This window comes from Streptomyces sp. NBC_00663 (assembly GCF_036226885.1).
GTDB lineage: Bacteria > Actinomycetota > Actinomycetes > Streptomycetales > Streptomycetaceae > Streptomyces.
This window is the reverse complement of sequence record NZ_CP109027.1, coordinates 2,469,046-2,481,213: the sequence shown is the minus strand read 5'-3', so window position 1 is coordinate 2,481,213 and position 12,168 is coordinate 2,469,046. Positions and strand designations below refer to the sequence as shown.

General features: G+C 70.3%; 13 protein-coding genes. 8 read left to right on the top strand and 5 right to left on the bottom strand.

Annotated features, from left to right (window positions below):
• Positions 1-64: 64 nt before the first annotated feature.
• The 3 genes from sepH to OG866_RS11095 all read right to left on the bottom strand — a co-directional run bounded on the left by sepH (position 65) and on the right by OG866_RS11095 (position 4,065).
• On the bottom strand, positions 65-1,111 hold the full coding sequence (gene sepH, locus OG866_RS11105) for a septation protein SepH (protein ID WP_329333816.1): 1,047 nt from the start codon (positions 1,109-1,111) through the stop codon (positions 65-67).
• 433 nt (positions 1,112-1,544) lie between these two features.
• Complete coding sequence (locus OG866_RS11100; protein ID WP_329333814.1) at positions 1,545-2,864, bottom strand: D-arabinono-1,4-lactone oxidase; 1,320 nt, start codon at positions 2,862-2,864, stop codon at positions 1,545-1,547.
• Positions 2,824-4,065: an MFS transporter gene (locus OG866_RS11095; RefSeq protein ID WP_329333812.1), complete on the bottom strand. Its 1,242-nt coding sequence runs from the start codon at positions 4,063-4,065 to the stop codon at positions 2,824-2,826. Before OG866_RS11095 ends, OG866_RS11100 begins: the two co-directional genes overlap by 41 nt.
• A 188-nt stretch (positions 4,066-4,253) precedes the next feature.
• On the opposite strand from OG866_RS11095, the gene OG866_RS11090 reads away from it, so the two are divergent.
• Both OG866_RS11090 and OG866_RS11085 read left to right on the top strand, forming a co-directional pair.
• Complete coding sequence (locus OG866_RS11090) at positions 4,254-5,381, top strand: ferrochelatase (protein WP_329333810.1); 1,128 nt, start codon at positions 4,254-4,256, stop codon at positions 5,379-5,381.
• 8 nt (positions 5,382-5,389) lie between these two features.
• Positions 5,390-6,208, top strand: coding sequence for an inositol monophosphatase family protein (locus OG866_RS11085; RefSeq protein WP_329333808.1), 819 nt, complete (start codon positions 5,390-5,392; stop codon positions 6,206-6,208).
• 81 nt (positions 6,209-6,289) lie between these two features.
• On the opposite strand, the gene OG866_RS11080 is transcribed toward OG866_RS11085, so the two are convergent.
• A complete protein-coding gene (locus tag OG866_RS11080) occupies positions 6,290-6,454 on the bottom strand; it encodes a hypothetical protein (RefSeq protein WP_165951272.1) in 165 nt (54 codons plus the stop codon).
• Between the two features lie 425 nt (positions 6,455-6,879).
• Between OG866_RS11080 and OG866_RS11075 the strand changes: the two genes are divergently transcribed.
• From OG866_RS11075 to OG866_RS11060, 4 genes are all read left to right on the top strand, one after another.
• Positions 6,880-7,533, top strand: coding sequence for a response regulator transcription factor (locus tag OG866_RS11075; RefSeq protein WP_329333807.1), 654 nt, complete (start codon positions 6,880-6,882; stop codon positions 7,531-7,533).
• 6 nt (positions 7,534-7,539) lie between these two features.
• The gene (locus OG866_RS11070) at positions 7,540-8,775 is read left to right on the top strand and encodes a sensor histidine kinase (protein ID WP_329333805.1); all 1,236 of its coding nucleotides are present in this window, start codon (positions 7,540-7,542) and stop codon (positions 8,773-8,775) included.
• Positions 8,776-9,168: 393 nt separating this feature from the next.
• On the top strand, positions 9,169-9,465 hold the full coding sequence (locus OG866_RS11065) for a DUF4193 domain-containing protein (protein ID WP_005481602.1): 297 nt from the start codon (positions 9,169-9,171) through the stop codon (positions 9,463-9,465).
• A gap of 13 nt (positions 9,466-9,478) precedes the next feature.
• Entirely contained in the window at positions 9,479-10,450 is a 972-nt protein-coding gene (locus OG866_RS11060) for a hypothetical protein (protein ID WP_329333803.1), read from the top strand.
• A gap of 65 nt (positions 10,451-10,515) precedes the next feature.
• On the opposite strand, the gene OG866_RS11055 is transcribed toward OG866_RS11060, so the two are convergent.
• Positions 10,516-10,977: a DUF3093 domain-containing protein gene (locus tag OG866_RS11055; protein ID WP_329333801.1), complete on the bottom strand. Its 462-nt coding sequence runs from the start codon at positions 10,975-10,977 to the stop codon at positions 10,516-10,518.
• A 58-nt stretch (positions 10,978-11,035) separates the two neighbouring features.
• Here OG866_RS11055 and OG866_RS11050 point away from each other — a divergent pair, with 58 nt between their 5' ends.
• A complete protein-coding gene (locus OG866_RS11050) occupies positions 11,036-11,620 on the top strand; it encodes a PaaI family thioesterase (RefSeq protein WP_329333799.1) in 585 nt (194 codons plus the stop codon).
• A complete protein-coding gene (gene dut / locus OG866_RS11045) occupies positions 11,617-12,168 on the top strand; it encodes a dUTP diphosphatase (protein WP_329333797.1) in 552 nt (183 codons plus the stop codon). Before OG866_RS11050 ends, dut begins: the two co-directional genes overlap by 4 nt.

The following is a 12,168-nucleotide window of genomic DNA, read 5'->3' as shown; positions in this document are numbered from 1 at the left end:
CGTAGGCAGCGGCATGAGGGCCCGCGCCACCTGGGGCGGGCCCTCATGGACGTCGTACGACCGACTAGTCCTGTTTCTTCCGTCGTGTCCCGAACACGATCTCGTCCCAGCTCGGGACCGCCGCCCGGCGGCCCGGGCGGACGCCGTCCGCCTCGGCCTGGCGGTCGGTGGCACCGACGAGACGGTCGCGGTGGGCGCCGACCGAGCGGGGCATGAGGACGTCCGCGTAGGCGGAACCGGCCGAGGCGGCGGGCGCCGGAGGTTCCTCCGCCGCGGGTTCGTCGGCGGGCTCCTCCTCCGGAGCGGGGGTCTCCGACGGGCGCTCCGGGACCACGAGGTCGCCCCGGAAGCTGGGCACCGCCTCCAACAGGCTTGTCAGCGAGTCGCGTTCGCTCGCGCTCTCCTCCTCGACCGGATCGGGCGGCGGCGCGGGCAGGCCGAGGCGCTCCCGGTCGAGGGAACGGTCCAGCGGCCGGTCACGGGGCAGCCGGGCGATGCGCGGTACGAAGGGAAAGCTGGGCTCCGGCGAGGCCGCGAGGTCGTCGGACTCGCCGATCAGCGAGCGCGCCTCGTCGTCGACGGCCTGGACGAGCCGCCGGGGCGGGTCGTACGTCCAGCTCGCCGAGTGCGGTTCGCCCGCGACCAGATAGACCAGCAGGACCTCCCAGGTGCCGTCGTCGCGGCGCCAGGAGTCCCACTGGACGGTGTCTTTGTCGGCGCCGCGCAGCAGCAGTCGCTCCTGGACGGCCTCGCCGAGTTGCGGTCCGGCGTTCTCGCCGGGCCGGCGGACGGGGGTCTTGCGAGCCCGCTCGGCCATGAACGCGCGCTCCGCGAGCACGGGGCCCTCGAAGCGACGGACCCGGTCGACGGGGATGCCGGCCATCTGCGCGACCTCTTCGGCCGTCGCACCGGCGCGTATACGTGCCTGAATGTCGCGGGGGCGGAGATGACTCTCCACCTCGATCTCGATCTGGCCGAGGCGGGGACGGTCGCCGCGTACGGCGGCGCGCAGACGCTCGTCAATCGGAAGCGTGTACTCCGTGCTGTCCGCAGCCTTCAGCACCAGCCGTGTGCCGTCATTCGAGACGGCCACGACACGCAGTTCGGGCATGGGGACCTCCCGGGTGGTGCCTGCCGACGTCACGTGCGTCGCTGCTTCCGCTAGTCGAGTGTGGCCTGCCCGGGTGCAGCCTGCCACAACCTTGCCGAGTTGCCCGGCGTGTCGGGCACGGGCCCTGAGCCGCCGTTATGGCACGGTTACCTATTCGCAACGCTAAGTGACCAACTCCGTCACCCTGTGCAACTAGCCCCCTCCCGGCGGTCCTTGAAGGCCACGGACGCCCAGGCGGGAGACCGGACCCAGGGCTCGCAACAGTACTCCATTCGGACCACGTGCGTGGATTGGCGCGCCGCTCAACTTCCTGCGGGGGATGGGACTTGGCCGTCCCTGGCAAGGATTTGCGGATCTTGAACGTGGCGTACTTCACGGAATCACCAGAAACGGAACCAAAGAGATGGCGTGTGCGCCGCTTCCGAGTCGGCGACTACGAGCCCAGCACCCGCCGCAAGTAGTCGTTCTGGAACCGGCGATCAGGATCAAGCCGATCCCGCAACGCAGTGAACTCGCCGAAGCGCGGGTAGACGCCGGAGAAGTACTCGGCGTCGCGCGTGTGCACCTTGCCCCAGTGCGGGCGCCCCTCGTGCGCGGTGAAGATGCGCTCGGCGGCGGTGAAGTACGCCTGGTACGGCGTGCCCTTGACCATGTGGACGGCGATGTAGGCGCTGTCGCGCCCCGACGCCGTGGACAGCGTGATGTCGTCGGCGGGCGCGGTGCGGACCTCGACGGGGAAGCTGACCTTCATCCCGGAACGGTCGACCATGGTGCGCAGTTCACGCAGGACCGTCACCGCGGCCTCGCGCGGGACGGCGTACTCCATCTCCACGAACCGCACCCGGCGCGGCGATGTGAAGACCTTGTACGGGATGTCGGTGTAGGTCCGCGCGGACAGGGCCTTGCTGGAGATCCGGGCGATCGTGGGGATCGTGCCGGGCGCCGCGCGGCCGACCCACTGGGCCACCTGGAAGACGCCGTTGGAGAGGAACTCGTCCTCGATCCAGCCCTGGAGCTGCGGCACCGGCTTCTCCGGGCCCGCGCTGCGGTTGTTGCGCTTGGTGTTGGTGCTGCCGGTGTGCGGGAACCAGTAGAACTCGAAGTGCTCGTTCTCGGCCCACAGCTCGTCGAAGTCGGCGAGCACCCTGTCGAACGGCATCGGCTCCTCGCGCGCGGTGAGCAGGAAGACCGGCTCCACCGCGAACGTGATGGCGGTGACGATGCCCAGCGCGCCCAGTCCGATCCGGGCCGCCGCGAAGACCTCGGGGTTCTCCTTCTCGGAGCAGGTGAGCACCGTCCCGTCGGCGGTGACCAGCTCAAGCCCCTTGATCTGGGCGGCGATCGACCCCGACTCCCGCCCGGTGCCGTGCGTACCGGTGCTGGTGGCGCCGGAGACGGTCTGCTCCATGATGTCGCCCATGTTCCGGAGCGAGAGCCCCTCGCGCGCGAGAGCGAGGTTGAGCCTCTTGAGCTGGGTGCCCGCCCCGACCGTGACGGTCATGGCGTCCCGGTCGATGTTGCGTATGCCGCTCAACAGTTGAGGGCGGATCAAGACACCGTCGGTCGCCGCGATGGACGTGAAGGAGTGCCCGGTGCCGACGGGCTTGACCTTCAGCCCGTCCTCGGCGGCCTTCCGGACGGCATCCGCCAGCTCCTCCACGGAGGCCGGAGTGACCTCCCGCGCGGGACGGGCGGCGACATTGCCGCCCCAGTTACGCCACGTGCCGTTCTTCCCGCTCACTGTGGTGCTCAACGGTGCCTCCCCGACGCGGAACCGGCCGCTTGAGCCGGCGATACCCCAGGAAACCGACCGCGACCGCGACGGCTCCGGACACCGCCGGAACCCCGTACCCGGCCTGCGCCCCGGCCGCGTCGATGACCCAGCCGGCCGCGGAGGAGCCGAGCGCGACCCCGACCGCGAGCCCAGTGCTGATCCAGGTCATGCCCTCGGTCAGTTGCGCGCGTGGTACGTGCTGCTCGATGAGGGACATCGTCGTGATCATCGTCGGTGCGATGGACAGGCCCGCCACGAACAGCGCCACGGCCAGAAACGGCAAGTTTCCGACCAGTAGGAGGGGGATCATACTCACGGCCATCGCGCATACGCCCAGCAGCCAGCGAGGTTCCGGGGCTCCCTTGAAGTGCAGCAGCCCGAACACCAGGCCCGCCACGCACGATCCCGCCGCATACAGGGCGAGCACCACGCTCGCGGCCCCCTTGTGCCCCTGTTCGTCGGCGAACGCCACGGTGACCACGTCCACCGCCCCGAAGATCGCCCCGGTCGCCACGAAGGTGGCCACCAGCACCTGGAGGCCGGGGGAGCGCAGGGCGCTGCCGCCCCGTCCGTCGCGCTCGCGCGGGTGCGGCGCGGGCTCGGTGGCCCGCTGCGAGGTCAGCCAGAAGACACCGACCGCGAGGAAGCAGGCGGCCAGCAGCGGCCCGGCCTCGGGGAACCAGGCCGTGGACAGCCCGATGGAGATGATCGGCCCGAAGATGAAGCACACCTCGTCGACGACCGACTCGAAGGAGTACGCCGTGTGCAGTTGCGGGGTGTCCCGGTACAGGGCGGCCCACCGCGCGCGGATCATGGCGCCGATGCTCGGCACACAGCCGATCCCCGCGCTGAACACGTACAGCGTCCAGTCGGCCCACCTGTAGTGCGCCGCGAACAGCAGCCCGGCCGCCGCGACGAGCGCGATGAGCGTCGCCGGACGCAGCACCCGCCGCTGCCCGTGCTGGTCGACGAGCCGCGACACCTGCGGCCCCGCCACCGCCGCGGCCAGCGCCATGGTGGCCGACAGCGCCCCGGCGAGGCCGTAACGCCCCGTCAGCTGGGACACCATGGTCACCACGCCGATGCCCATCATCGACAGCGGCATCCGGCCGAGGAACCCCGCGGCGGAGAAGCCCTTGGAGCCGGGGGCGGCGAACAGGGCGCGGTAGGGGCTCGGCACGGGGGTCTCCGGTCAAGGGAAGTGAAGCGGCTCAGCGATGTCGGCGTTCAGCAGCCCAGTAAGGCGCGAACGCAGCTGATACAGCTTACGAGTAAGGCGACCCTAACGCACCCGCGCGGACGGCCCGGGAACCCCGTCCGTCACCACACCGTTTCCCGGCTGTCAGTACCGGATGACAGGATCGACCCATGCCAGACGCGCGCGATGCCACCCCCTACGACGCCCTGCTCCTGCTCTCGTTCGGCGGCCCCGAGGGCCCGGACGACGTGGTCCCGTTCCTGGAGAACGTGACGCGCGGGCGAGGCATCCCCAAGGAACGCCTCAAGGAAGTCGGGCAGCACTACTTCCTGTTCGGCGGCGTCAGCCCGATCAACGACCAGAACCGCGCCCTGCTCGACGCCCTGCGCAAGGACTTCGCCGACCACGGCCTGGACCTGCCGATCTACTGGGGCAACCGCAACTGGGCCCCGTATCTGACGGACACCCTGCGCGAGATGGTCGCCGACGGCCGCCGCCGCGTCCTGGTCCTCGCCACCAGCGCCTACGCGTCGTACTCGGGCTGCCGCCAGTACCGCGAGAACCTCGCCGACTCCCTCGCGGCCCTGGAGGCCGAAGGCCTGGAGCTGCCGAAGGTCGACAAGCTCCGCCACTACTTCAACCACGAGGGCTTCCTTGAGCCCATGATCGAGGGCGTGCTCGCCTCCCTCGCCGACCTCCCCGAAGAGGTCCGCGACGGCGCCCACATCGCCTTCTCGACCCACTCCGTCCCGAACGCCTCGGCGGACACCTCGGGCCCGGTGGAGGAGCACGGTGAGGGTGGTGCGTACGTGAAGCAGCACCTGGAGGTCGCGCGGCTGATCGCCGACGCGGTCCGCGAGCGCACCGGCGTGGACCACCCCTGGCAGCTCGTCTACCAGTCCCGCTCCGGAGCCCCGCACATTCCGTGGCTGGAGCCGGACATCTGCGACCACCTGGAGGAGCGCCACGCGTCCGGCGTTCCGGCGGTCGTGATCGCCCCCATCGGCTTCGTCTCCGACCACATGGAGGTCCTCTACGACCTCGACACGGAAGCCAAGGCGAAGGCGGAGGAGCTGGGCCTGCCGATGCGGCGCTCGGCCACGGTCGGCGCCGACCCGCGCTTCGCGGCGGCCGTCCGCGACCTGGTCCTGGAGCGGGCGGCGACGGAACGCGGCCAGGAGGTCACCCCGTGCGCGCTGGGCGCGCTCGGCGCGAGCCACAACCTCTGCCCGGTGGGCTGCTGCCCCGCCCGAGCCCCCCGCCCGGCCGCCGCGGGCGCCGACAGCCCCTACGCGTGAGGACCCCGGTGACCGACCCCTTCCACACCGAACTGCTCAAGCTCGCCCAGGAGGCGGCCCGCCGCGCCGGCGAACTCCTCCGGGACGGCCGCCCGGCCGACCTGGAGGTCGCCCGGACCAAGTCGAGCCCCATCGACGTGGTCACGGAGATGGACATCGCGGCGGAGAAGCTGATCACGGACCTGATCTCCTCGCACCGCCCGGACGACGGCTTCCTGGGCGAGGAGGGCGCGTCCAACGAGGGCACGACCGGCGTCCGATGGGTGATCGACCCCCTCGACGGCACGGTCAACTACCTCTACGGACTGCCCACTTGGGCGGTCTCCATCGCCGCCGAGCACGACGGAGAGACGGTCGTCGGCGTGGTGGCCGCCCCCATGCGGGGCGAGACGTACCACGCGGTGCGGGGCGAGGGCGCCTGGGCGACGGGCCCCACCTGGTCCGGCGGCCGCGCGCTCGGCTGCCGTCCCGCCCCGCCTCTCGCCCAGGCCCTGGTCTCGACGGGCTTCAACTACGTCCTGGAGGTCCGCACCCACCAGGCCGAGGTGGCCCAGCGGCTGATCCCGCTGCTCCGTGACATCCGCCGCAGCGGGTCGGCCGCGGTGGACCTCTGCGACGTGGCGGCAGGACGCCTGGACGGCTACTACGAACGCGGCCTCCACCCTTGGGACCTGGCCGCGGGCGACCTGATCGCCCGGGAAGCGGGCGCCCTGACCGGTGGACGCCCCGGAGAGCGCCCCGCACACCAGCTGGCGATCGCTGCCACCCCGGGCGTCTTCGAGCCCCTCCAGCGCCTCCTGGAGGACTTCGGCGCCTGGCACGACTGACGTCCTCCGACGCCACGCACGACAAGGGCCCCGGTGCTGGATTCACCGGGGCCCCTGTCGTACCGAGGTATCGATCAGACGCTACGCGCCGACCTCCACACCGTGCTCGTAAGCCAGGCGGCGCAGGTCGTCGAGCTCGGCCTGTTCCACCTCGACGAGGAAGTCGTCGCCCTCGTCGCGAGCCCGCGTCAGGTCGGACTCGGTCGTCCTTATGCGCTGCAGAAGTCCTGCGGTGAATGCGTCCATGCTGCGCCCCCTCGTCCTGGGTCGTGGGTCGGTGGCACGGGGGTGTGCCGTTCGGAAGGGGCGATCACGTCTCTTGCAGATGCCCAGCGCTGCCCTGCCGGGCGGCGACGGCGCCGGACACCCACGCCCACTCTGCGGAAAGCGGATTGCGGTGTACCGCATGGTGCTGCGGCACATGCAGAGCGTGATCGCGGGGTGTAAAGCCGTCCTCCCCCCGCTCCCTTCCACGGAAACCTCAACCGAAGGAGAAAATCTCGCATTCCCGGGCTTCATACCTGTCGTTCAGACGGTGCTCACCCGCCTTACAGCCGACTTATGGCCGAAAAGGGCAGGATGGAGGTCAACACACTCACTGACACCCCTGCCCGTGTGCCCGTAAAGCGCTACGCGAGTGGACACGGGTGGACACAGGAAGGACAAGCGACGTGCGCGTACTCGTCGTCGAGGACGAGCAGCTGCTCGCCGATGCGGTGGCCACCGGACTGCGCCGGGAGGCCATGGCCGTCGACGTCGTGTACGACGGTGCGGCCGCCCTGGAACGCATCGGCGTCAACGACTACGACGTGGTCGTCCTCGACCGTGACCTCCCCCTCGTCCACGGAGACGACGTCTGTCGCAAGATCGTCGAGCTCGGCATGCCCACGCGCGTGCTGATGCTCACCGCGTCCGGCGACGTCAGCGACCGGGTCGAGGGCCTGGAGATCGGCGCCGACGACTATCTGCCCAAGCCGTTCGCGTTCAGTGAGCTCACCGCACGTGTGCGTGCCCTCGGCCGGCGCACCAGCATGCCGCTGCCGCCGGTCCTGGAGCGCGCCGGCATCAAGCTCGACCCGAACCGCCGCGAGGTCTTCCGCGACGGCAAGGAAGTCCAGCTCGCGCCCAAGGAGTTCGCGGTCCTGGAGGTGCTGATGCGCTCCGAGGGCACGGTCGTCTCCGCCGAGCAGCTCCTGGAGAAGGCCTGGGACGAGAACACGGACCCGTTCACGAACGTCGTGCGCGTGACGGTCATGACCCTGCGCCGGAAGTTGGGCGAGCCTCCGGTCATTGTCACCGTGCCCGGTTCCGGCTACCGGATCTGATCCGCCATGGCCGCCGCTCCCGCGCCGCCCGAGGCGCCTCCGAAACCCACCTGGGACCCCCGCAGGCCGGAGCCTCCGTTCCCCTGGCTGCGTCCCACCATCCGCATAAGGCTGACCCTGCTGTACGGCGGGATGTTCCTGATCGCGGGCATCCTGCTGCTGTCGATCATCTATCTCCTCGCCGCACAGGCGCTCAACGTCGGCAGCCTGCTGCCTTTCAAGATCACCGAGGGCAAGGTCACCAGCTCGGTCTGCGACCTGCCGACCCAGGCCTCGCCCGACGTGTTCAACAGGGCGATGAACGACTGCGTCAACGAACAACGTCAGCACGCCCTCGACAACCTCCTCAGCCGCTCCCTCCTCGCCCTCCTCGGCCTCGCGATCATCGCCTTCGCCTTCGGCTACGCCATGGCCGGCCGGGTCCTGTCCCCGTTGGGCCGGATCACCCGTACCGCCCGCGCGGTGGCGGGCTCGGACCTGTCGCGGCGGATCGAGCTGGACGGCCCGGACGACGAGCTGAAGGAACTGGCCGACACCTTCGACGACATGCTGGAGCGGCTCCAGAGAGCCTTCACGGCCCAGCAGCGCTTTGTCGGCAACGCCTCGCACGAACTCCGCACCCCCCTCGCCATCAACCGCACGCTGCTCGAGGTGCACCTCTCCGACCCGGGCGCGCCCATGGAGCTCCAGCAGCTCGGCAAGACGCTGCTGGCCACCAACGAGCGCAGTGAGCAGCTCGTGGAGGGGCTGCTGCTGCTCGCCCGCAGCGACAACCAGATCGTCGAGCGCAAGCCCGTGGACCTCGCCGAGGTGGCCGAGCAGGCCGTCGACCAGGTGCACGCGGAGGCGCAGGCCAAGGGCGTGACGATCCGCGGGGAGCAGAAGCCCGCGGTCGTCCAGGGCAACGGAGTGCTGCTGGAGCGGATCGCGCTGAACCTCGTCCAGAACGCCGTGCGGTACAACGTGGCGGAGGACGGCTGGGTCGAGGTCACCACCGAGGTGCAGCACGGTCAGGCGCTGCTGGTCGTGTCGAACACGGGGCCGGTCGTGCCGGCGTACGAGATCGACAATCTCTTCGAGCCGTTCAAGCGGCTCAGAGGGGCCGACCGGACCGGCAGTGACAAGGGCGTCGGGCTCGGTCTGTCCATCGTCCGCTCGGTCGCCCGGGCGCACGGCGGGCACATCTACGCACAGCCGCGCGAGGGAGGAGGGCTCGTGATGCGGGTCACCCTTCCGATCTGAGACCATGTCGCCGACACACGGGGATGTTCGCTTTGCGCGGAATTTTCTGGGCACTCGTCGAGCCGTCCCGTGTGTGATCGATCACAAGGGCGAATTTCTGGCCATCTACTGACAGTGATCAAGAAGGCGGTCGGAAAGCCGGGAAAGTCCGGGTTTTCGGGGGCCTTGATCACGGGAAGTACACGGTGAGACGCCTTTGAAGTGCGGCATTCGGACCGTGTACGGTCCCCATCGCCATCCCAGCCGATCACTCAAGAGGAGTCCGGTTGGGTGTCGATTGAGTAACAGACCTTGATGTGAGGCAAAATCTCCGCCTCGGGTCGGGCACAAGTCCGGCCTCTCACGCGTTACGTGCGCTGGAGACACCGCAGACACCCAGAGGGGGAGAGCGACATGGCAACGGATTACGACACCCCACGCAAGACCGACGACGACGTCGACTCGGACAGCCTTGAAGAGCTGAAGGCCAGGAGGAACGACAAGTCGACTTCCGCAGTGGACGTCGACGAGTTCGAGGCCGCCGAAGGCCTGGAGCTGCCCGGCGCGGACCTCTCGAACGAGGAGCTGGCCGTCCGGGTGCTGCCCAAGCAGCAGGACGAGTTCACATGCATGAGCTGCTTCCTGGTGCACCACCGCAGCCAGCTGGCCCGCGAGAAGAACGGTCAGCCGATCTGCCGCGACTGCGACTGAGGACGGGTCGGCCGTGACTGGCTCGACCCCTCCCTGGAAGCGCCGCTCCCACCTGCCGGGAGCGGACCAAGGGCCGTCCGACGGCCCTCACGGCGCGCGTGACGACGAGCGGGGCTCATCCGGTACGGGAGCTTCCGATCCAGGAACCTCCCGTACGGGATCGGCCTCGCTCGAACCCGCGGCCGGCCGGGGTGACCTCCCGGCCCCCGCGGAGCGGTATCCCGCGCCCGTCGCCAAGCGACGGGTCGCGGTGATCCGGGACAAGGTCGGGGAAGGCGTCCGCAAGGGCGGCAGCCGCGCCAGGGCAGGCCTGGCGTACCTCGCCGACCGGATCATCGACAACGCCCCCAGAATCCCCGTACGCGACCTCCAGGCGCTGCGCAGGCAGTTCCCCGGACTCGGGCCCGAGCAGCTCGCCGACAAGCTCGTGGCGGGCGCCGCGGCGGCCACCGCGACGGTCGGTGCCGGTGTCGGTGCGGCGGCGATGCTGCCCGTACCGCCCGCGATGCCCACGGAGCTGGCCGCGGAGATCACCGGGGTCGCGGCGATCGAGCTCAAGCTGATCGCCGAGCTCCACGAGGTCTACGGCGTGCGGCCGCCGGGCAATCTCAAGGACCGCAGCACCGCGTACCTGAACTCCTGGTCGGGTGAGCGCGGCATCGACGTGACCAAGCCGTCGAGCATCAACTCCGCCATCAGCGGCCCGATGAAACAGCGGCTGCGCCAGCAGATCATGAAGCGCATGGTCCGGGACCTGCCGAACCTGATGCCGTTCATGGTCGGCGCCGCCGTGGGCGCGGTCATGAACCGCCGGGACACCAGAAGGCTCGCGGGCCGTATCCGCGCTGACCTGCGGAAGATCCAGGTGCCCTGGGACGCGCTGCCCGAGCTTCCGCGGCTGGAGGCACCGGCGGATCCCCTGACGGTGGGGGACGTCGCGAAGGAACTCGGGCGCGGGCACGGCGAGGGCCCACGCGGCCGGTAAGAGTTCCGTGTGATTCCCGGAGGTTCCCGTGGCCGCGACGGCGGGTGACTACTGGCGCGAATGTTCTACGCGGCTTCGCGCGCCTGCCGGATCGCCTCCGCCAGCCGCTCCGGCTCGCGCGTCGACAGGTACAGGTACGGCGTCGGGTCCTCGGGGTCGGTGACCATCACGCGCAGCGCGGTGGGGATGTAGGCGCGCAGCAGCAGGAAAGCGCGGGTGTCGGCCTTGTACGTGCGCCAGGCGCGCGCCTCCTCGGCGTCCAGGATCTCCGTCTCGCCCAGCGCCGTGACCGGGATCTTCGCCTCTCCGGCGATCAGCGAGTCGCCCACGATCCGGATGCGCTGCGAGCCGTAGGAGCTGGCGACGACCGCGGCCGCAGCGGTGCCGCCGACCAGGCCGCCGAGCAGCGGCAGGGTGCCGAACGGCAGCAGGATGAGGGCGAAGGAGACCCCCACCAGGAACGAGATCAGCCACCAGGAACGGGGGGCGGTGAGACGTTCTTCGTACGGGGTCGCGGAGAGCTGCATGAATCCAAGCTTGGCACGGTGTGAGCACACGGCCGACGCGCGGGTAAGGTCTGCGGCTGTGAGTGGTACTTCCGCAGCTCTTCAGCCTCCGGCCGACGCCGCGCCGCCGGTGCGTCATCCCGACGCGCCCGCGCCCGGCGAGCTCCTGGGCGCGCACTACGGCGAGTGCTTCGGCTGCGGTGACGGGCAGGCCCACGGCCTGCATCTGGCGGCCCGCGCGGGCGAAGGCGTCTCGGTCACCGCCGAGTTCACCGTGCGCCCCGCCCACCAGGGCGCTCCCGGCCTCGCGCACGGCGGTGTGCTGGCGACCGCCCTCGACGAGACGCTCGGCTCCCTGAACTGGCTGCTGCGCACGATCGCGGTGACGGGACGCCTGGAGACCGACTTCGCGCGACCCGTTCCCGTGGGCACGGTGCTGTATCTGGAGGCCCAGGTCACGGCCGTCGCCGGGCGCAAGATCTACTCGACCGCGACCGGGCGGATCGGAGGCCCCGAGGGGCCCGTCGCCGTCCGCGCGGACGCGCTCTTCGTCGAGGTGAAGGTCGACCACTTCATCGACAACGGCCGCCCCGAGGAGATCCGGGCCGCCATGGACGACCCGGACCAGCTCCGGCGTGCCCGTGCCTTCGAGGTGAACCCGTGACCCGTGAACCCGTGAGCGTGCTGATCCGGCGCGTCGACCCCGACGTACCGCTTCCGTCGTACGCGCACCCCGGTGACGCGGGAGCCGATCTGCGCACCACCGAGAGCTGTGAGCTGAAGCCGGGTGAGCGGGCCGTGCTGCCCACCGGGGTGTCTGTCGCGCTGCCGGAGGGGTACGCGGCCTTCGTGCACCCGCGATCCGGTCTCGCCGCCCGCTGCGGTGTCGCTCTCGTGAATGCCCCGGGGACGGTTGATGCCGGGTACCGTGGGGAGATCAAGGTGATCGTGGTGAATCTCGACCCGCGCGAGGCGGTGCGGTTCGAGCGCTTCGACCGGATCGCCCAACTGGTCGTCCAGCAGGTCGAGCGGGTCAGCTTCCAGGAGGTCGCGGAGCTGCCCGACTCGGTGCGGGCCGAAGGGGGCTTCGGGTCCACCGGAGGCCATGCCGCGGTGGCCGGTACGAACAGCACAAGCGGTCAGGCCGCCGTCGGCGGCGCAACGGGTGGGAATCGATACGCGTCGGTCGTATCCGACCGGGAAGGACAGTGA

Excerpts from the sequence above, each read along its gene's own strand:
- sepH (WP_329333816.1), bottom strand. The coding sequence starts at position 1,111 with ATGCCCGAACTGCGTGTCGTGGCCGTCTCGAATGACGGCACACGGCTG.
- OG866_RS11090 (WP_329333810.1), top strand. The coding sequence starts at position 4,254 with ATGCCAGACGCGCGCGATGCCACCCCCTACGACGCCCTGCTCCTGCTC.
- OG866_RS11080 (WP_165951272.1), bottom strand. The coding sequence starts at position 6,454 with ATGGACGCATTCACCGCAGGACTTCTGCAGCGCATAAGGACGACCGAG.
- OG866_RS11070 (WP_329333805.1), top strand. The coding sequence starts at position 7,540 with ATGGCCGCCGCTCCCGCGCCGCCCGAGGCGCCTCCGAAACCCACCTGG.
- OG866_RS11065 (WP_005481602.1), top strand. The coding sequence starts at position 9,169 with ATGGCAACGGATTACGACACCCCACGCAAGACCGACGACGACGTCGAC.
- OG866_RS11055 (WP_329333801.1), bottom strand. The coding sequence starts at position 10,977 with ATGCAGCTCTCCGCGACCCCGTACGAAGAACGTCTCACCGCCCCCCGT.